At 62.0% G+C, this 18,360-nt stretch carries 16 protein-coding genes; 1 reads left to right on the forward strand and 15 read right to left on the reverse strand.

The window, feature by feature from the left end:
• Positions 1-137 precede the first annotated feature (137 nt).
• The 7 genes from BLW69_RS16035 to BLW69_RS16065 form a co-directional block, all read right to left on the reverse strand.
• A complete protein-coding gene (locus tag BLW69_RS16035; RefSeq protein ID WP_092663329.1) occupies positions 138-713 on the reverse strand; it encodes an NADPH-dependent FMN reductase in 576 nt (191 codons plus the stop codon).
• Between the two features lie 36 nt (positions 714-749).
• Positions 750-1,670, reverse strand: a complete 921-nt coding sequence (locus BLW69_RS16040; protein ID WP_092663331.1) for a LysR substrate-binding domain-containing protein — start codon at positions 1,668-1,670, stop codon at positions 750-752.
• Between the two features lie 84 nt (positions 1,671-1,754).
• Positions 1,755-2,201: an SRPBCC family protein gene (locus BLW69_RS16045; protein ID WP_092663333.1), complete on the reverse strand. Its 447-nt coding sequence runs from the start codon at positions 2,199-2,201 to the stop codon at positions 1,755-1,757.
• Complete coding sequence (locus BLW69_RS16050) at positions 2,198-2,941, reverse strand: SDR family oxidoreductase (protein WP_092663335.1); 744 nt, start codon at positions 2,939-2,941, stop codon at positions 2,198-2,200. The genes BLW69_RS16045 and BLW69_RS16050 overlap by 4 nt, the downstream gene beginning before the upstream one ends.
• A gap of 67 nt (positions 2,942-3,008) precedes the next feature.
• Complete coding sequence (locus BLW69_RS16055) at positions 3,009-4,574, reverse strand: GMC family oxidoreductase (protein ID WP_210184923.1); 1,566 nt, start codon at positions 4,572-4,574, stop codon at positions 3,009-3,011.
• 358 nt (positions 4,575-4,932) lie between these two features.
• Positions 4,933-6,075: a sensor histidine kinase gene (locus BLW69_RS16060; protein WP_139283880.1), complete on the reverse strand. Its 1,143-nt coding sequence runs from the start codon at positions 6,073-6,075 to the stop codon at positions 4,933-4,935.
• The gene (locus BLW69_RS16065) at positions 6,068-6,766 is read right to left on the reverse strand and encodes a response regulator transcription factor (RefSeq protein ID WP_062578313.1); all 699 of its coding nucleotides are present in this window, start codon (positions 6,764-6,766) and stop codon (positions 6,068-6,070) included. Before BLW69_RS16065 ends, BLW69_RS16060 begins: the two co-directional genes overlap by 8 nt.
• Before the next feature lie 95 nt (positions 6,767-6,861).
• On the opposite strand from BLW69_RS16065, the gene BLW69_RS16070 reads away from it, so the two are divergent.
• Entirely contained in the window at positions 6,862-7,617 is a 756-nt protein-coding gene (locus BLW69_RS16070; protein ID WP_162759513.1) for a phosphatase PAP2 family protein, read from the forward strand.
• Between the two features lie 240 nt (positions 7,618-7,857).
• Here BLW69_RS16070 and cysG read toward each other — a convergent pair whose 3' ends face one another.
• The 8 genes from cysG to BLW69_RS16110 form a co-directional block, all read right to left on the reverse strand.
• Positions 7,858-9,321: a siroheme synthase CysG gene (gene cysG, locus BLW69_RS16075; protein WP_092663343.1), complete on the reverse strand. Its 1,464-nt coding sequence runs from the start codon at positions 9,319-9,321 to the stop codon at positions 7,858-7,860.
• Positions 9,293-11,950 carry a nitrate reductase gene (locus BLW69_RS16080; RefSeq protein WP_092663500.1) on the reverse strand — a complete coding sequence of 886 codons (2,658 nt, stop codon included), beginning with the start codon at positions 11,948-11,950 and terminating at the stop codon, positions 9,293-9,295. The genes cysG and BLW69_RS16080 overlap by 29 nt, the downstream gene beginning before the upstream one ends.
• Positions 11,951-11,966: 16 nt before the next feature.
• The gene (gene cynS / locus BLW69_RS16085; RefSeq protein ID WP_062463338.1) at positions 11,967-12,410 is read right to left on the reverse strand and encodes a cyanase; all 444 of its coding nucleotides are present in this window, start codon (positions 12,408-12,410) and stop codon (positions 11,967-11,969) included.
• Between the two features lie 35 nt (positions 12,411-12,445).
• Positions 12,446-12,781 (reverse strand): nitrite reductase small subunit NirD, encoded by a 336-nt coding sequence (nirD, locus tag BLW69_RS16090; RefSeq protein WP_062463257.1) that lies wholly within the window; start codon positions 12,779-12,781, stop codon positions 12,446-12,448.
• A 4-nt stretch (positions 12,782-12,785) separates the two neighbouring features.
• Positions 12,786-15,233, reverse strand: coding sequence for a nitrite reductase large subunit NirB (nirB, locus tag BLW69_RS16095; protein ID WP_092663345.1), 2,448 nt, complete (start codon positions 15,231-15,233; stop codon positions 12,786-12,788).
• 5 nt (positions 15,234-15,238) lie between these two features.
• Positions 15,239-16,036 carry an ABC transporter ATP-binding protein gene (locus tag BLW69_RS16100; RefSeq protein WP_092663347.1) on the reverse strand — a complete coding sequence of 266 codons (798 nt, stop codon included), beginning with the start codon at positions 16,034-16,036 and terminating at the stop codon, positions 15,239-15,241.
• A 10-nt stretch (positions 16,037-16,046) separates the two neighbouring features.
• Entirely contained in the window at positions 16,047-16,952 is a 906-nt protein-coding gene (gene ntrB, locus BLW69_RS16105; RefSeq protein ID WP_092663349.1) for a nitrate ABC transporter permease, read from the reverse strand.
• A gap of 74 nt (positions 16,953-17,026) precedes the next feature.
• Positions 17,027-18,325: a CmpA/NrtA family ABC transporter substrate-binding protein gene (locus tag BLW69_RS16110; protein WP_062578323.1), complete on the reverse strand. Its 1,299-nt coding sequence runs from the start codon at positions 18,323-18,325 to the stop codon at positions 17,027-17,029.
• Positions 18,326-18,360: the final 35 nt, after the last annotated feature.

An 18,360-nucleotide genomic window follows, 5' to 3' on the forward strand; every position in this document is an offset into this window, starting at 1 on the left:
TCGTTTCTCAAAGCGACGGTTGCCGAGGCGGCCTTTCCGTATCCGCCGGAGGACAAGGCGACGAAAATGCGGGTTCCGACCTACTGAGCCAAAAGGCGCCTGGTCCGTCGGTTATCCGCACGCGTTGCAGGCGGCGTTCAGCCTGAGACTCGGTACCTTTGCGCAAAGTGCACGAAGGCCGAAACCTGTTTTTCCAGGAAGTGACGGGTTTCGGCGTCGGTCAGTTCCAGCGTTTCGCTGTGCACCTTGGCCGCGACATGCCCGATCATGACCTCCGGCTTGTTGAGAACGGCGGCATCCAGATAAACGAGGATCTGTCGGAGATGGTACTGAGCCCGGGCGCCGCCGAGCATACCGGCTGACGCCGTTTGGATGGCCACCGGCTTGCCGGAAAACGGCTGGTTCGGCAGGCGCGAAAGCCAGTCCAGGGCGTTCTTGATGCCACCCGGGACCGAGTAGTTGTACTCGGGCGTGACGATGATTACGCCGTCGGCGAGACGGATCGCCTCACCCATCGCCGTCACCTCCGCAGGGAACCCTGCCGCCTGCACATCCTCGTCATAAAGCGGGAACGTGCCGACCGAGCCGAGTGCCGTGATGGTCACGCCCTCGGGGGCGAGAGACGGCAGGGAGCGAGCGATTGCAGCATTGTAGGATTTATGACGCAGGCTTCCGAGAAGGGTCACGAAGTGCAGCGGCTTAGGTTCAAACATAAAGGCTCCAAATGAGAATGCTGACGAAAAGGCGGATCAAACGGGATCAGAATCCGGATTGACCACTTTCGGCAGCTCGATGATGAGATAGTCGAGAAACGCACGCACCGATGGCAGCACATAATCCCGGAACGGCAGGACGGCGGTGATCTCCGCCTTGCCGGCCAGCCATTCCGGCATGACCCTCTGCAATCTGCCCTCAGCCACGTCTTCCCGGCAGATGTAACCGGGAAGCGCCGCGATCCCGATGCCGTCTGCCGCAGCCTGTTTCAGCATGATCAGGTCGTTGCCCGCCATGCGTGGCTGGACGGAAAGCACCCGGTCGCCAATCACGGGATGGCTGAGCTTCCACACCGTTGCCTGCCCGGGACGGTGCATCGCCAGAAGGTCATGTTCTGAAAGCTCGTCCGGTGTCTTCGGTTCGCCACGACGCTCGATATAGCTCGGCGCTGCGAAAATGAACCAGGGCGCCGGAGAGAGCGTCCGCTGCACCAGTGCCGAATCGGTCATCTGCCCCTCGTGAGCCCGGATCGCGAGATCGAAAGCGCCGCCGACGATGTCCGTCTGCTCGTCGCCCGTGTGCTGGACGAGCTGGATTTTCGGGTGGTCGATCGCGAACTGCGGTATGATCTGCCGTAGGACATAGACCGAGGTCGCGATTGCCGTCGTGAACTTGATGACCCCCGTCGGCTCCTCCAGCCTCTGGCGCACCGAGTTCTCGGCGATCTCGGCGTTTTGAAGCATAACAAGCGCGTGGCGATAGAAGAGAGTGCCCGCTTCGGTCAGCGTCTGCACCCGTGACGTTCGATTGATCAGCCGGACGCCGAGGGCAGCTTCAAGCTGCTGCAGCCGATGGCTGAGGGTCGACTTTGCAACGCCTGTGCTGCGGCTTGCAGCTGTCAGGCCGCCGCTGTCGACGACCTGGACGAAGGTACGGAAATCATTGAGGTCGAGCACGGGTTCAGTCCCTCCACGAGATCGGCGCAAAGACCGCCAAAGGCCGTTTTTTATGGGCCAATTCCAAGGAGACCACGACCAGCATTAGAGAGACGCCCTGACAAGCGCAACCCCGAGATGATGGGCCAGCCCTCTAGATGCCGCCGCAAACGCCGAGAGGTTGATCCCCATCACCACCTCCGAATCGACGCCATTCACCGGGACGAACGACGCCTCGAAGCGGATGCTGGCTTCATCGGCGCTCACGCCGGGACGAACCTGGATCTGGTTCGTCTGCTCGCTGACTGGGATCGGTAACGTCACCATCTGGTAGGTAAGATGACGCGCCCCGTCGTCGCGGTTGATCAGCCGCTCGCGGACGGTCGTCCCGTCGGTCGTGACCAGCTCCCGTTCTCCGTCGGCGAGCAGACGGCTTTCACGGGCAATCGGGTTCCACGAGGCGACCGCTGCGAAATCGCGAACGACGGACCAGATCCGTTCCGGGCTTGCCGCAAGGGTCGCGGTATAGACGGCGACATAGCTCTTGCTCATACCCGTGCTCCACCGTTGGCCAGAACATGCTGCCCCGTCAGCCAGCGTGCCTGGTCGGAAGCTAGGAAGGCGACGACATCGGCGATCTCGTCGGGTTCACCAAGGCGTCCGAGCGGCGAGCCGGCCGCAATCCGGTCACGCTCTTCCTGCGGCGCATCCTTGATGAACTCGGTGTTGGTTGCGCCGGGCATGACCGAGTTGACGGTAATCCCGCGGTGACCCAGCTCTATCGCCAGAACCTCGACGATCAGCTTCGATCCGGCCTTCGAGGCCGCGTGCAGGCCCATGCCCTGTGCCGTGAACGCGGTGGTCGAGGTCGAGATGTCGATGATCCTTCCGCCGTCCCGCACCCGCTTGGCCGCCTCCTGGAGCACGAAGAACGAGCCCTTGGCATTGAGACCAAAAATTCGGTCAAAATCCTCTTCCCGGACGTCGACGACCGGCACGCCAATGAACGGCAGCCCGGCATTGGCAACGACGATGTCGAGGCTTCCGAAGGCCGTATCGACCTCGTCAAACAGCCGCCGGATGTCCGCCATATCGGCCACATCGGCCTGGAAGGGATGCGCCACGCCGCCGGCCTCCTCGACGGCCCGCACCGCTTCCGCCGCTTCCTCCGGACGGCTGCGATAATTGATCGCGACCGTTGCGCCCTCGCGGCCAAGCCGTTCACCGATCGCCCGGCCGATGCCGCGCGATGCACCGGTGATCAGCGCCACCTTGCCTATAAGAGATGTCATGAGAATGCTCCTTCGTATGTGGGCGATGATGGGCGAGACCGTCGGCTTGACCGTTCGGTCCGATCGATCAGGCGAGGATGCGCGCGGCGATCCGCTCGACGACCATGATGGTGGTGACGTTGGTCGGGACCGATGGGATGTCTGGCAGGATGGAGGCGTCGACGACGCGGAGGTTCTCGGTGCCGCGCACGCGCCCGAAGGCATCGGCAACGGCGGTCTCGTCGGTGTCGATGCCCATTGGAACCGTTGAGGTCGGATGCTGGTAGGCCGCAATGTTGGCGATGATGTTGGCGCGCAGGTCCGCGTCGCTGTGCACGCCGTCTCCCGGGGCCATCTCGTGATCAACCATGCCCACGAAAGGAGCGGTTCTGCCGATTTCGCGGGACAGCTTGACCGCCTCCACCATCCTGTCGAGATCGCTCGGGTCGTCGAAGAAATTGTAGTGGATGCGCGGCGCAACGCGTGGGTCTCGCGAGGCCAGGCGGAAGCTGCCGACCGACTTTGGCAGCGTCACCGCAGCCGCGAGAACGATCGCGCCGCCCGTCGGGCTCGCCTTCGGGTCGATGAAGTGGGTCGCGGATATCTGGAGGTCGAGATCGCCGTCGGTTGCGGACGATGAGCCCGTCCAGACAAGCGCACCGGCTGCGGGGCTCATCGCCCTGTCGGAGGCCTTCAGTGCGTAGACGTTGTAAAAGAACGGATGGTCCTGGAGACGGGATCCGACCGGCAGATCCGCCAGAACAGGGATCTCCAGCGCGCGGAGATCGCCGGCAGGCCCGATGCCGGAGCGCAGCAGCATGGCCGGGCTTCCGAACGCCCCGCCCGACAGGATGATCTCGCCGCCGGTCAAAACCTCTCCCGTCACCAGCCGGACGCCGGTGGCCCGATTGCCGCTGAAGACAACGTGATCCACTTCTGTCTCGCCGCGGATGGTGAGGTTCGGGCGGGCGCGAACCTCCTCGGTGAGATAGACGATGCCGGTATTCATCCTCCTCTCGTCGACGACGTTGAGCGGATAGGCCCCTGCCCCGTCCGCAGCCGCGCTGTTAAAATCCGAAACGTCAGCCAGACCCAAGGCCCACGCGGCGTGAACGAAGCCGCGAGAGGACGCGGTCAGTTCCTCGAGGGTTCGCTGCCGGACCGGAAAGGGGCCGGATCGACCATGCAGGGTATCGTCGCCGGTCGGGGTGTTTTCCAAAGCCTTGTAAGCGGCCGACACATCGTTCCAGGACCAACCTTCGATCCCGCGCGCCGCCCAGCGTGCGAAGTCGGACGGCCGTGCCCGCATGGCGACCGTACCATTGACGGCGGAACTGCCACCGACGACCCTGCCCCGCGGCAATGGAATGTCATGGCCGAGCTTTGTCGTGTCGTCGCTGTGATAGTGCCAATCGAAATCCGGAGTCCCCACAGTGCCGGCATCGGTCAGGCTCTGCGGATAGGCGCTCGGCGCGAAATCAGGCCCCGCTTCCAGCAACAGTATGGTGCGATGAGGATCGGCGCTGAGGCGCGTCGCAAGCACCGCTCCGGCGGACCCACCTCCGACGATGATCACGTCGACCGGTGGCGCTTCGGCATGGGCGTGCGCCAGGCCGATCAGGACAGCGCCCGTTGCTTTGCCGCTTCCAGCCATGAAACGTCTCCTCGTCATTGCCACTTGCGTGGAATTTGTCCCTGATGGAGCGCTATGAGCGCTTCAGACGACGCTCCACTCCTATTTCAGGGAAGTAGCGAATACGGGATTGTGCGAACAGCGGGCCCATCCCGGAAGCTGCGTTCAACAGGATGGACGATGCACACCGACGACGTGACGACGCCACGAAGCTAGGCCAACAGTCTGAACTGAGCAATGCAGTGCTTGACGACCGAATTTGAGGCGCAAGGCGGAGGCATTTCCGCTGTCGGTCAGGAGCGGTAGATTCTTACCCGGTGCGACAGGCCGGCGCTGTTCGCCTCCATTTCAGTTGGAGCGTCCTCGGGATCGCTTAGGTCTACGCGACCTCAAATGTAACCTTGGCGTATGCGCCACCGTCAGGATTGTTTCCGACCTCCAAGCGGGCATTGTGGCCTTCCGCAATCGCTTTGACGATCGTCAGACCAAGCCCTGAACCGCTTGTGCCACGACCGCTGAGCCTCTCGCTTCTCCAGAACATGTCGAAAGAGGAGTGCTGCGCATAGTCTGGTAGTCCTGGACCCTTGTCCTGGACAGAAATGAACGACCGCCCCGTGTCATCCACCCCAGTGTGAACATCGATCGGCCCGAAATCGCCCGCGTATCGCCGTGCGTTTTCCAGAAGAGCGAGGATAGCCTGGCGGAAACGGTCCGGATCGATCATTGCCGGTGCGGGCGCAAGGTAGGTTCGGAAATTGACATCACCGCCTGCGGAGATCTGGAACAGGGTCACCGTCTCCGAAGCATGCAAGGCCAGGTCGGTCGCCGTGGTCGCGGTCACAAAGTCGATCGTGCCTGCCAGTGAGAGCGTGTTCAGCTGGTCCACCAGCCGCGACATGCCCCGTGTCTGCGCCAAGAGCGCACGCAACTGGTCTTCGCTGACGGGAATGACGCCGTCAGTCATGCCTTGCAGATTGCCCTGCAGCACCGTCAGTGGTGTGCGCAGTTCGTGGGCCACCGCGCGCGTGTTGAATTTCAGGCGGGTCTCCAATGCAAGCAACTCGCTCGCCATGCGATTGATGGTGATCGCAAGCGTTTCGACTTCCTTGGTTGCGCCCGGTTCGACCGTGACCTGAAAATCGCCCTGCCGGATCTTTTCGGCTGCGGCCGTCAGGCGGGTGAGCGGCGCGACGAGCCGGTAGGCCAGGACGACGCCAATGCCGCTGGTAAACACGATCAGCAGAAATCCGAAACCTAAAACACCCTCGACAGGGGACGCCTCGGTCGCCTCTTCCAGTGTCGGATAGAGCGGCGCGAGTGCCGCGAGATCGCTCGGTGCGGGGATCTCGCCATTGTTGATGCTGACCCAGGCACGTTTCGCATCGGGGGGCAGCGCGTCCAGTGCCGATAATTCGGCATGATCGATATACCAGTCGGTCAGGATATAGAGGAGCGCGATGGTCATCAGTTGAATGACGGAAACCAGAGCCGCCGTCAGTGTTGATAGAGCCGGTCTAGACACCTGTCGACCTCGCGAAACGATAGCCTATCCCGCGCACGGCAACGATAAAGCCGTCCAGGCCGCAACTCGCCAGCTTTCGCCTGAGGTTGGCGATATGCGTATCGACGGTTCGATCGAGCGCATCGCTTTCGGGCATGCACGCATCCAGCAAGGATGCTCTTTCGAAGGTCTTGAACGGCGACCGGACGAAACAGACGAGAAGGCGAAACTCCGTTGCGGTCAGCGGCAGTTCGACCCGGCCTTTGTCCGTCGAGGCAATCGCGATGTGGGACTCCAGCTGAACCTCGACCCCGTCGTGCCGGACAACCTCATGAGCGCCAACGCCTCTGGTGCGCTTGAGGACAGCGCCCACCCGCGCCACGACTTCCTGCGGGTTGAACGGTTTGGTGACATAGTCATCGGCGCCGAGCTTCAGGCCGAGCAACTTGTCGGTACTGTCATCCATCGCCGACAGGAAGATGACCGGCACGCTCGAATTTGCCCGGACCCTCGCCAGAAGATCGAAGCCATCGATGTCAGGCAGGCCGATATCGAGCAGGATCAGGTCGGGCTGCAATCTCTGGACATGGGTGAGAGCCGTAAGGCCTGTCGAAGCCTTTACCGTCCTGTAGCCGGCTCTTGCGAGATATTTTTCAATAAGGGAAGCAATCTCTTGGTCGTCCTCGACGACCAGCACGAGCGATGAGATCATCGTCAAACTCTCTGACTTTGACATGCTCTTCTCCGGTTCTCGGTCAAATCTTGATAATCCGGCGAGAGAACGTGGTCCTCACAGAGGAACCACCCATGGACGTAACTGATCTCAACCACGCTCAGAAAGCAAATCCGAAGACCGTTGAAGACGAAGCACACCGTTTGCTTCCAGAGGCGCTTATGCTTTTGGGTTTTGTATCGCTGATCTTTGCGACTGTGCCGGAAATCGACCTGATCGTCAGTCGTTATTTCTGGGATCCCATCGCGGGCTTCGCTTTCGAGGAATACAGTTTCCTCATTGCGTTTCGTGACCTCAACAGGCTTCTGCCTTGGGTCGTGATCGGGTTTGCAATCGTGCTTTTGCTTGCAAGTCCTTTCCTCAGGAACCCGAAATACTCAGCCGCACCGCATAAGTTGTTATTCGTGCTGACGTTCTTTGCAGCAGGTCCGGGGCTGGGCGTTCAAGTCATCAAGATGCTGGTCGGGAGGGCGCGTCCAAGAGCACTCGACGAATTCGGCGGCAGTGCGATCTTTACCCCTCCGTGGCAGCTCACCGACCAATGTGTCAGGAATTGTTCCTTTATCTCGGGAGAGGCCGCAAGCGCCTTTGCGCTGCTCACACTTGTCGTGTTCGTCACCCCCAGACACCGGACAACTTATCTCGCACCGGTCGGCATTGTCGCGGCAGCCTTCTCATTCAACCGAGTGATGTTCGGAGGCCACTTCCTCTCGGACGTGGTGATTGCCTGGAATGTGATGTTCGTTCTGGCCATGCTCCTCTGGCAATTGTTTTCTCAAAACGCGCCTCAGATCGACGCACTATTCACCAGAAATCCGTGCCGAACGTGAGTCTTCGTCGAAATCGCATCAGAGGGCGGAGCTAGGTCAAGCCAAATCCGATCGTGCGTCAGTTTTCAGACATTGCGGTGGTTGCAAAGACGAATGACACCGGCCGGCGTCGCGGCAGGCCATTGAAGTTACTGCCACGTGGCGCACGGAAGTAGAATGTAGCAACTTTTGCAAGTCTCGGCGCATTCAGGGCCTATCCTTTGTTTGCCGCTCCCTCCCAGCGACGTCACTCAGCATCGCTTAAACGCTTCCAACCCGATGCTGCTGCCCTTCCTGATCGTGTTCTCCGGCAACCGCGCCGAACACCTCTCCGACCCCGATCAGCACAGGCTCCTCGACGCCGATCGTGCGCATGGCATAGCCAAGTCTTGCGAGCGGACCAGCCCAGCGATGTTCGTGCGTGCGGCTGACGGAGGAAACCACGACGACGGGCGTGTCAGCTGTCATCCCATTGTCCATCAATCTCTGCTCGATCTGGCTTGCCATTCTGCCGCCCATGTAGAACACCGAGGTCTGGTTGGGTTTGGCGAGCGAGGCCCAGTCGACGGTCTGGGGCAGTTCATGATCCCGCGAATGGGCCGTGACGAAGCGGACCTGCTGGGCGTGGTCGCGGTTGGTGAGCGATGTCTTCAGCGACGCGGCCATGGCCGACGCTGCGGTGATGCCCGGCACCACGTCTACCGCAATGCCCTCGCTTTGCAGCCGGGCGATTTCTTCGCCAGCCCGCCCGAAGATCATAGGATCACCGGATTTAAGCCGGACAACGCGTTTGCCGTCCTTTGCGAACCGCACCATCATGTCGTTGATGTCATCCTGGCGACAGCTCTCTCGCCCGCCTCTCTTGCCGACGAGGAACCGCTTCGCCTCACGCCTCGCCAGTTCCAGCACCTCCGGCGAGACAAGATCATCGAACAGGATGACATCGGCGGCCTGCAGCGCCCGCATGGCCTTGAGCGTAAGCAGTTCGGCATCTCCCGGCCCTGCCCCGACCAGTGTCACCGATCCCAAACTCGGAACCGAAGCGATCTGCTCGGCGGTGGCGAGCAACCGGTCCGCGGTATCTTGCGCTGGTGGCTCGTTGGTCGAGAGGCTTCGGGCAACGAAACGCTCCCAGAAAAGGCGTCTTGCCGGACCTGGCGACAGCCGGCGGTTGACCGCCTCCCGCAGCGACTGCGCAAGGCTTGCCCAGTGCTTCAGCGCCGGCGGCAGCAGTGTTTCGATCCGCTGGCGGATTGCCTGGGCCAGGATCGGTGCCGCTCCATCCGTCGAGATCGACACGATCACCGGCGACCGGTTGACGATCGAGCCGAACTGGAACTGGCAATAGGCAGGCTTGTCGATCACATTGACGGGGATGCCGGCCGCGCGCGCCGCGCAGTAGAAGGCCTGCGCCTCGGCATCGGTCTCGCAGTCGGCGAGCGCCAGCGATGCCCCGGCGAAGATACCGCAATGCCAGGGATGGTCATGATGCGTCAGCCCGGTCCGCTCGACCAGCGCCTTCATCGTGTCGCCGAGCTCGGCGGTTTCGCAGTACAGCTCCACCTCGGCACCGCAGGCTTGCAGAAGCTCTGCCTTCCAGGCGGCGCCATCCGATCCGCCCGCCATGACCGCCCGCTTGCCCGTAAGGTTCCAGAAGACCGGCAGCTTGGCAAGTGCTGCGATGCGCTCGTTTCCGTCACTCTGCTGCAAGGGCTTGCGTCGCATCCAGGATCCTCCTGATTTCGGGGCGGCAGGAGCCGCAATTGGTTCCGGCATTCAAGGCTAGGCCGACAGCTTCCACAGACCGGCAACCGCGATGGGCGGCGGCACTAATCTCATTGATACCGACCGAAAAACAAGAGCAGACGATCGCGCCCTTGTCCGGTCGCCCCGCTGCCGGACGGCCGGCTATGAGCATGGAACGGGTGCGGCTGTCCAGATGCCGCTCCTTCAGCTGCTCGACCGCCCATTGCCGCGATACGCTGACCGGTTCAGATGACACGAACAAGGCTGCCAGCAGATGCTCTCCGCCAAAGGCGAGCAGGCGGTGATCCCCGGCCTGCCGGTCGAGGTAACCGGAGAAGTCCTGGCGGTCGTCGAGTTGCAAGCTGCGCCGCAACCAGTCCTCCCAGCCATCGGCGGGCTGGTCACCTGCAAATTCCAGTCGGTAACCGCCTTCGGTTCTCGCGATCGCCCAATAGGCAAACGGGAGAACGAGCGGACGCTTCGCCGTCACCAGAAAGCCATGCGCCTGCGCCTCGTGGCGGGCGACAGAAACGCGCGCCATCTTCAAGGCAGGCTGGCCGGAAACCGGATCGACGCGGGGTGGGACAAGCGTATCGACGCGGGCACTCGGCGCCGTCTCGCCGGTCCAGTGCATGGGAACGAAGACCGACCCCCGCATCTGCCGTTCAGTCAACAGGGCGCGCACGATGATCGACCTGCCGTTTTCGCCTTCGACATGCACGAGGTCGGCATCGCCGATACCGACGTTCGCCGCGTCCGCCGGATGGATCTCGCAGAAGGGCTCCGCGATATGGGCGGAGAGCCGGGCACTCTTTCCCGTGCGCGTCATCGTATGCCAGTGATCGCGGATCCGGCCCGTATTGAGGGTGAAGGGAAAACAGGCACCCGTCTTTTCCAGCGCAGGCGTCGCGACCGGTACGAGACGAGCCCTTCGATCGGCAGTGAAGAAACCACCATCGGCAAAGAAACGGGCAAGCGTTGAACCGTCACAACGCGAAGGCCACTGGAATGGCTGGAGCTCCTCATAAGCGCTGTGGCTGATTGCGGCATGGGCGCCGATGTCGAAATCGCGCTCGCCCTCGTTCTCGAAGGCGGATAGGGCCGCGTGCTCGGCGAAGATCTCGCCCGGAGCGCCGTAATCGAAAGCCGGGCCGAACCCCATACGCTTAGCCACCTCAGCCATCTGCCACCAGTCGGCGCGGGCCTCGCCCGGCTCAGATAGGAACGGTCTCTGCCGGGAGATCCGACGCTCTGAATTCGTCACCGTGCCGGATTTTTCGCCCCAGCCGGTGGCCGGAAGCAGGACATGGGCGAGACGGGCCGTATCGGTATCCTGCTGGATGTCCGAGACCACCACGAAGGGGCATGCCTTGAGGGCCGCCTTGACCGCATCGGCATCGGGCATGGAAACGACAGGATTGGTCGACATGATCCAGATCGCCTTGATCCGACCGTCTGCCACCGCCTCGAACATGTCGACGGCCTTCAGGCCGGGTCTGTCGGCGATGGTGGGTGAACTCCAGAAGCGCTGCACCCGATCCCTATGCACCGGGTTCTCGATCGCCATGTGGGCCGCCAGCATGTTGGCGAGGCCGCCGACTTCGCGTCCGCCCATGGCGTTCGGCTGGCCGGTCAGCGACAGCGGTCCCATTCCAGGCCGACCGATCCGGCCGGTTGCGAGATGGCAGTTGATGATGGCATTGACCTTGTCCGTGCCGACGGCAGACTGGTTGACGCCCTGGCTGTAGCAGGTGACGACCTTCTCGGTTTGTCCGAAGAGACGGTAGAACTGACGGCTGAGCATGCCGGACACGCCCGTCGCCACCGAAAGGTCAGAAACAGAGCCAGGTGCCGCTGCCATCAACGCTTCGGGGAACCCGGATGTGTGCCTTGACACGTAGTTTTCGTCCACCGCTCCGGTCTCGGACAGATAGGTGAGCAGGCCGTTGAACAGGGCTATGTCGCCATCGGCGGCCACGGCCAGATGCAGATCGGCGATGTCGCTGGTCGCGGTTTTGCGCGGGTCGATCACCACCACCTTCATGGAAGGCCGGGCAGCCTTGGCCGCCGCCAGACGCTGGTAAAGGACAGGATGGCACCAGGCCATGTTGGAGCCGACCAGGACCACGAGATCCGCCAGCTCCAGGTCCTCATAGCAGGCCGGGACGGTATCGGCGCCGAAGGCGCGGCGATGACCGGCAACGGACGAGGCCATGCACAGGCGTGAGTTGGTGTCTATGTTGGCGGAGCCGATAAACCCCTTCATCAGCTTGTTGGCGACATAATAATCTTCGGTCAACATCTGCCCGGAAACATAGAAGGCAACGGAATCCGGGCCATGATTGCCGATGGCCCGCTGAAAATTTGCGGCAACGAGATCGAGCGCTTCGTCCCAGCCGGCTCTTTCGCCATGAACTCGAGGGTAAAGTGCGCGACCGTCCATATCCAGCGTTTCGGCCAGCGCCGAGCCTTTCGAACAAAGCCTTCCGTAACTGGCGGGATGGTCAGGATCGCCCGACACGCTGATCTTGCCCTCGTCGTCGACTGCGGCGATCACGCCGCAGCCGACACCGCAATAGGGGCAGGTCGTCTTGGTTACACCGGACATGGTGGCTTCCCGCATCTCACCAACTATTGTAACCGAGATATTTTCCGCTCATGCGGATCTCAATGCGGTCGCCCTTCGGATTGGCAACCTTCTCCACCACCATGTCAAAATCGATGGCGCTCATGATGCCGTTACCGCATTTCTCCTGGATGAGCTCTTTCAGGGTCTCGCCGTAAACTCCAACGATCTCGTAGAGCCGGTAGATGCAGGGATCGGTAGGGATATCGCGACCCCAGACCTTGGTCGGGAACTCCGCCAGGACGACAGCACATTCCTGGGGCAGACCGAGATCGCGCACCAGAAGATCGGCCTTCACGCGTGGCAGCGCATTCATTCCAAGGCAGGCCGAGGTAACAAATACCTCGCTCATGCCGATCCCTTCGGCAATCGAGGCCCAGCTCAGGCCGGCCTGCCGCTTCTTCTCGTAGATCATCTCGGTCACGTCTGATTTTGACAGCATCATCGCCTCCTTGGGAATATGCAGGATGGGGGTGTTTACTCGGCCGCTTCCAGCCGCCTCTCCAGGAGGATGGACAATTCGCCGTCCGTGTTGCGCAGCGGCAGTGTCGCGACGGAGCCTTCGTCGGCGCCGAGTGCGCGGCCGCTCTCAAGCGAGATCACCCAGTTGTGCAAGGGGCAGGTCACGGCCTTGCCATGGACGATGCCCTGGGAGAGCGGACCGCCCTTGTGCGGGCAACGGTCCTCGATTGCAAAGACCTCGTTTTCGGCCGTGCGAAACACGGCAACCTTGCCCTGCGGCGTCTTTACGCAACGCGCCCCGCGCAGCGGAATGTCGTCGATTCGACCGATCGTCATCCAGTTGCTGTTCATCGCCTCACTCCGCTGCCTGGTTGTAGCTGATGGTCGCCATGGGCTTGAACTCGTGCTTGTCCTTGCCCGAGACACGCTCCGACCAGGGGTCGACCTGGGCGAATGTCTGGGAGAAGACGAAGCGGTCGTAATAGGCACGGCGTTTTTCGGGATCGCCCATGATCTGGCGGCGGATCTCGTCATGGCCGATGCGTTTGGCCCATTTGTAGATGCGCTCAAGGTAACGGCCCTGCTCCCGATACATCTGGGTGAGCGCCACGATATGCTCCAGCGCCTCATCCTCGGTTTTCACCAGACCCAGGACATCCGTGCCCTTGATGTCGAGACCGGCGGCACCGGCGAAATGGATCTCGAAACCGCTGTCGACGCAGATCACTCCGATATCCTTGCAGGTGGCTTCGGCGCAGTTGCGTGGACAGCCGGAGACGGCAAGTTTCAGTTTGGCCGGTGTCCACGAGCCCCACATGAACTTCTCGACGCGGATGCCGAACCCGGTCGAATCCTGCGTGCCGAAGCGGCACCAGTCGGAACCGACGCAGGTTTTTACCGTGCGCAAGCCTTTGGCATAGGCCTGACCCGAGATGAATCCGGCCTTGCCGAGGTCGGCCCAGACGGCCGGCAGATCTTCCTTCTCGATGCCGAGCAAATCGATGCGCTGGCCGCCGGTCACCTTCACCATCGGTATTTCGAACTTGTCGACGACATCGGCGATGGCGCGCAGTTCCGCGGCGTTCGTTACACCGCCCCACATGCGCGGCACGACCGAATAGGTGCCATCCTTCTGGATGTTGGCGTGCACACGCTCGTTGATATAGCGCGACTGGTAGTCGTCGGCATATTCGTCCGGCCAGTCGCAGACGAGATAGTAGTTGAGCGCAGGCCGGCACTTGGCGCAGCCGCAGGAGGTCTTCCATTCCAGTTCCTGCATGACCGCGGGAATGGTCTTCAGACCCTTGGCCTTGATTAGGCGGCGGACGTCGTCATGGCCAAGTTCGGTGCAGGTGCACATTGGCGTGACGGCGGCCGGATTGTAAGCATCGCCCAGCGTCAGCGCCATCAGCTGCTCGACGAGGCCAGTGCAGGAGCCGCAGGATGCGGATGCCTTTGTGTGGGCGCGGACGTCATCCAGCGAGGTCAGACCCTTGCCGGTGATGGTCGTGGTGATCTTGCCCTTACAGACGCCGTTGCAGCCGCAGATTTCCGCATCATCCGGCAAGGCTGCAACGGCCGCCATAGGGTCCAGCGGAGACCCTCCCTGGTAGGACTGGCCGAATATCAGGGTGTCGCGCATTTGCGAGATATCGGTCCCGCGTTTCATCAGGTCGAAGAACCAAGAGCCATCCGCCGTCTCGCCGTAGAGTACCGCGCCGATGATGCGATTGTCCTTCAGGACCAGCCGCTTGTAGATGCCGGCGGACGCATCGCGCAGCACGATTTCCTCGCGGTCCGGCGCTTCGGCAAAATCGCCTGCCGAAAACAGGTTGATGCCGGTGACTTTGAGCTTCGTGTTGACGACAGAGCCATGATATTCGCTGGTACCGCCGATGAGGCGATCAGCAAGAACCCTTGCGGCCTCATAAAGGGGCGCAACGAGCCCATAGCAGATGCCGCGATGTTCGGCGCATTCGCCGAGCGAAAAGACGTTCGGGTCAGAGGTCATCATCCCGTCGTCGACGACGATGCCGCGGTTGACGGCGATGCCGGCATCCTTGGCAAGGCTCGAGGCCGGGCGGATGCCGACGGCCATGATCACCATATCGCCGGTGATGACGCGGCCGTCATCCAGCTCGATACCCTCGACCTTGTCGGTGCCAAGGATCCGCTTGGTATTGGCCTTGGTGATGATGTCGATGCCGCGTTCGGTGAGCGCCTTTTCGAGCAGATAGGCGGCCGGCGGATCGAGCTGACGGTCCATGATGGTCGGGTTGAGGTGAATGACGGTCACCTCCATGCCCTGCCGCTTCAGCCCGTAAGCAGCCTCCAAGCCCAGCAGCCCGGCGCCGATGACGATGGCGCGGCCCTTGGCGCCCGCAATCTCGACCATCTTCTCGACATCGGCGAGATCGCGGTAGGCGAGAACGCCCGGCACTTGGTGACCCGGAACCGGGATGATGAACGGGAGAGAGCCGGTGGCGATGACAAGCTTGTCATAGGCTGCGGTGATGCCGTTGGCCGAGGTGACCGTCTTCGCCTGGCGGTCGATCTCAGTGACCCTTGCACCCTTATACAGTGTCACGCCATGGGTGGCGTACCAATGGTCATTGTGGATGACGATGTCGTCGTAGCACTTTTCGCCGGACAGAACCGGCGAGAGCATGATGCGGTCATAGTTGACGCGCGGTTCGGCGTTGAAGATGGTCACGTCGAAACGACCGGGGGCCCTTTCGAACAGTTCTTCCAGCATGCGACCGGGCGCCATGCCGTTGCCGATGATAACGAGCTTTTCCGTCATGTCGGTTACTCCGCAGCTTCGACGAAGCGGTGACGTTCGTAGAGGAACTTCAGCACGGCTTCGCGGGACTTGAGGTAGGTTCGGTCGGCCGCGAGCGCGATGCGGTCGCGCACCCGCGGGATGGGCACATCCAGCACTTCGCCGATGCGGGCGGCCGGACCGTTGGTCATCATGACGATGCGATCGGAGAGGAGCACGGCCTCGTCGACGTCATGGGTGATCATGATCATCGTGTTGCCGAGGCGGGAATGGATCTCCATCACCGCATCCTGCAGATGGGCACGCGTGAGCGCATCGAGCGCACCGAACGGTTCGTCGAGCAGGAGGATCTTCGGTTCCATGGCGAGCGCGCGGGCAATCCCGACGCGCTGCTTCATACCGCCGGAAATTTCGGAAGGGCGCTTGTCCTTGGCATGCGCCATCTGGACGAGATCGAGGTTGCGCATCACCCAGTCATGCTTTTCGGCCCGCGTCTTCCTGCCGGCAAAGACCTTGGAGACCGCAAGATTGACGTTTTCATAGACGGTCAGCCAGGGCAGCAGCGAATGGTTCTGGAAAACGACGGCGCGTTCCGGGCCCGGCGCATTGACCTCTACGTTTTCGAGCAGGACGGCACCGGTGGAAACCCGCGTCAAGCCGGCGATCAGGTTCAGCAGGGTCGACTTGCCACAACCGGAATGGCCGATGATGGAGACGAACTCGCCCTTGTCGATGGTGAGCGAGATGTCCTTCAGCACCTCTGTTGTTGTGCCGGCGCGTTCGAAGTTCTTGTCGACGTGATCGATTTTCAGGTAGGCGCTCATGGCCGTCTCCTCAATTCCTGGCGGTGCCGCGGGTGACGATCGAGCCGAGCAGGCCCACCAGCTTGTCGAGGACAAAGCCGGTCACGCCGATATAGGCGAGCGCCACGATGATGTCGGTGAGGCGCGAGGAGTTCCACGCATCCCAGATGAAGAAGCCGATGCCGACGCCGCCGGTCAGCATTTCCGCGGCCACGATGGCAAGCCACGACAGGCCGATGCCGATGCGAAGGCCGGTAAAGATGTAAGGGGCTGCCGCCGGCACCATGATGCGGATGAAGAATTCGAGCTGATTGAGGCGCAGGACCCGGGCGATGTTGCGATAGTCGTCCGGTATGTTGCGCACGCCGACGGCGGTGTTGATGATCACAGGCCAGATCGAGGTGATGAAGATCACGAAGATCGCCGACGGATTGGAATTCTGGAAGGCGGCGAGCGAGAGCGGCAGCCAGGCGAGTGGTGGAACAGTGCGCAGGATCTGGAAGATCGGGTCGAGGCCGCGCATGGCCCAGACCGACTGCCCGACAAGGGCGCCAAGGAAGACGCCGACCACTGCTGCAAGCCCGAAGCCGATCGCGACACGCTGAAGCGAGATCAGCACGCGCCAGGCAAGACCTATGTCCTGCGGCCCGAAATCGAAGAACGGATGGGCGATCAGGTCATAGCTGTCGATCCAGACCTGCGATGGCGGTGGCAAAGTAGCGCCAGCACCGGAGCAGGCGATCTGCCAGATGGCGAGGAGCGCGATCAGCACCACCAGCGGCGGCAGTACGTTGCGACAGACGGCAGTGGCGGCATGCCGGATGGCGAGCTTGCGGGCTGGGGGCTGGACCATCATGACAACGGTCGCGCTTTTCTCCGACGCCGCCGGCGTTTTTGGCGTTGTTGCCTGGTCTGACTTGCGGGCTGTTGCAGTCATGGTGATCCCTTCAAGTGATGTTCGTTCTGGACAAGACAGGCCCCCCATACGCTGCCGCGTGAAGGGCCGCTGCTTCAGGCACTTGCCTTGATCGTCAGGCTCTCGAGATAGGCCTTCGGGTTTTCCGGATCGAAGACCTTGCCGTCGAAGAAGGTCTCTTTTCCACGCGAGCTCGACGCCGGAATGTCGGCGGCAGCAATGCCCAGATCGGCTGCTGCCGCGCGCCAGATGTCCTCGCGGTTGACCTTGTCGACCAGCGCCTTGATGTCGGTATCGGGTGCGAACTTGCCCCAGCGGACGTTCTCGGTGAGGAACCAGGCGTCGTGGCTCTTGAACGGATAGGAGGCATGGTCCTTCCAGAACTTCATCTCCAGCCCGGTATTCTCGACAAGGCGCCCGTTGCCGTAGTTGATGGTGCCCTTGAGGCGGCCGGCGACATCCTTCGGCGGGACGTTGAACCACTGGCGCTTGCCAAGAATGGCGGCCATCTCTTCCTTGTTGTCCATGCTGTCGGCCCACATCTGGGCTTCCATGACGGCCATCATCAGCGCACGCGCGGCATTCGGGTTCTTCTCGATCCAGTCGGAGCGAAGCCCGAGCGCTTTTTCCGGATGACCTTTCCACATCTCGCCGGTGGTGCAGGCAGTGAAGCCGATACCCTGGTTGACGAGCTGCTCGTTCCAAGGCTCGCCGACGCAGAAGGCGTCCATGTTGCCGACCTTCATGTTCGCCACCATCTGCGGCGGCGGCACCACGATCGTCGACACGTCCTTGTCCGGATCGATGCCGCCGGCGGCAAGCCAGTAGCGGATCCAGAGATCATGGGTGCCGCCGGGAAATGTCATGGCGACCTTGATCTCGCTGCCGGCAGCCTTCTTGGCGGCAAACGCCTCCCGCAGCTTGGAAGCATCGAGCTGGACCCCGGTCCCGGCATATTCCTTGGCAACCGAAATGCCTTGGCTGTCGAGGTTGAGGCGGGCAACGATCGACATTGGCACCGGTACGTTGTTCTGGGTCACCTTGCCGGTGGACATGAGATAGGGCAACGGGGTGAGGATATGCGCACCGTCGATGCCGTTGGCGGCACCGCCGAGCACGAGATTGTCGCGCGTCGCGCCCCAGGATGCCTGTTTGAGCACTTCCACATCCGGCAGGCCATGCTTGGCAAACAGGCCCTTTTCCTGCGCAATGATCAGCGGCGCGGCGTCGGTCAGCGCGATGTAGCCGATCTTGAGGCCGCTGACTTCCGGACCTGCCGAGGCGGCGAAGGCGCCGGACGGAAATGCGGCGCGCACAGCACTTGCCAGAGCAACGGCAGAACTGATCTTCAGGATCTGCCGGCGGTTGATGTTCATTCCTGTAGTCTTCGTCATAGCGTTGTGCCCCTCTGGTGTGACGGAGATCCGGA

The sequence above is a fragment of the Rhizobium sp. NFR12 genome (assembly GCF_900108545.1).
In the GTDB taxonomy this organism is placed as follows: domain Bacteria; phylum Pseudomonadota; class Alphaproteobacteria; order Rhizobiales; family Rhizobiaceae; genus Neorhizobium; species Neorhizobium soli.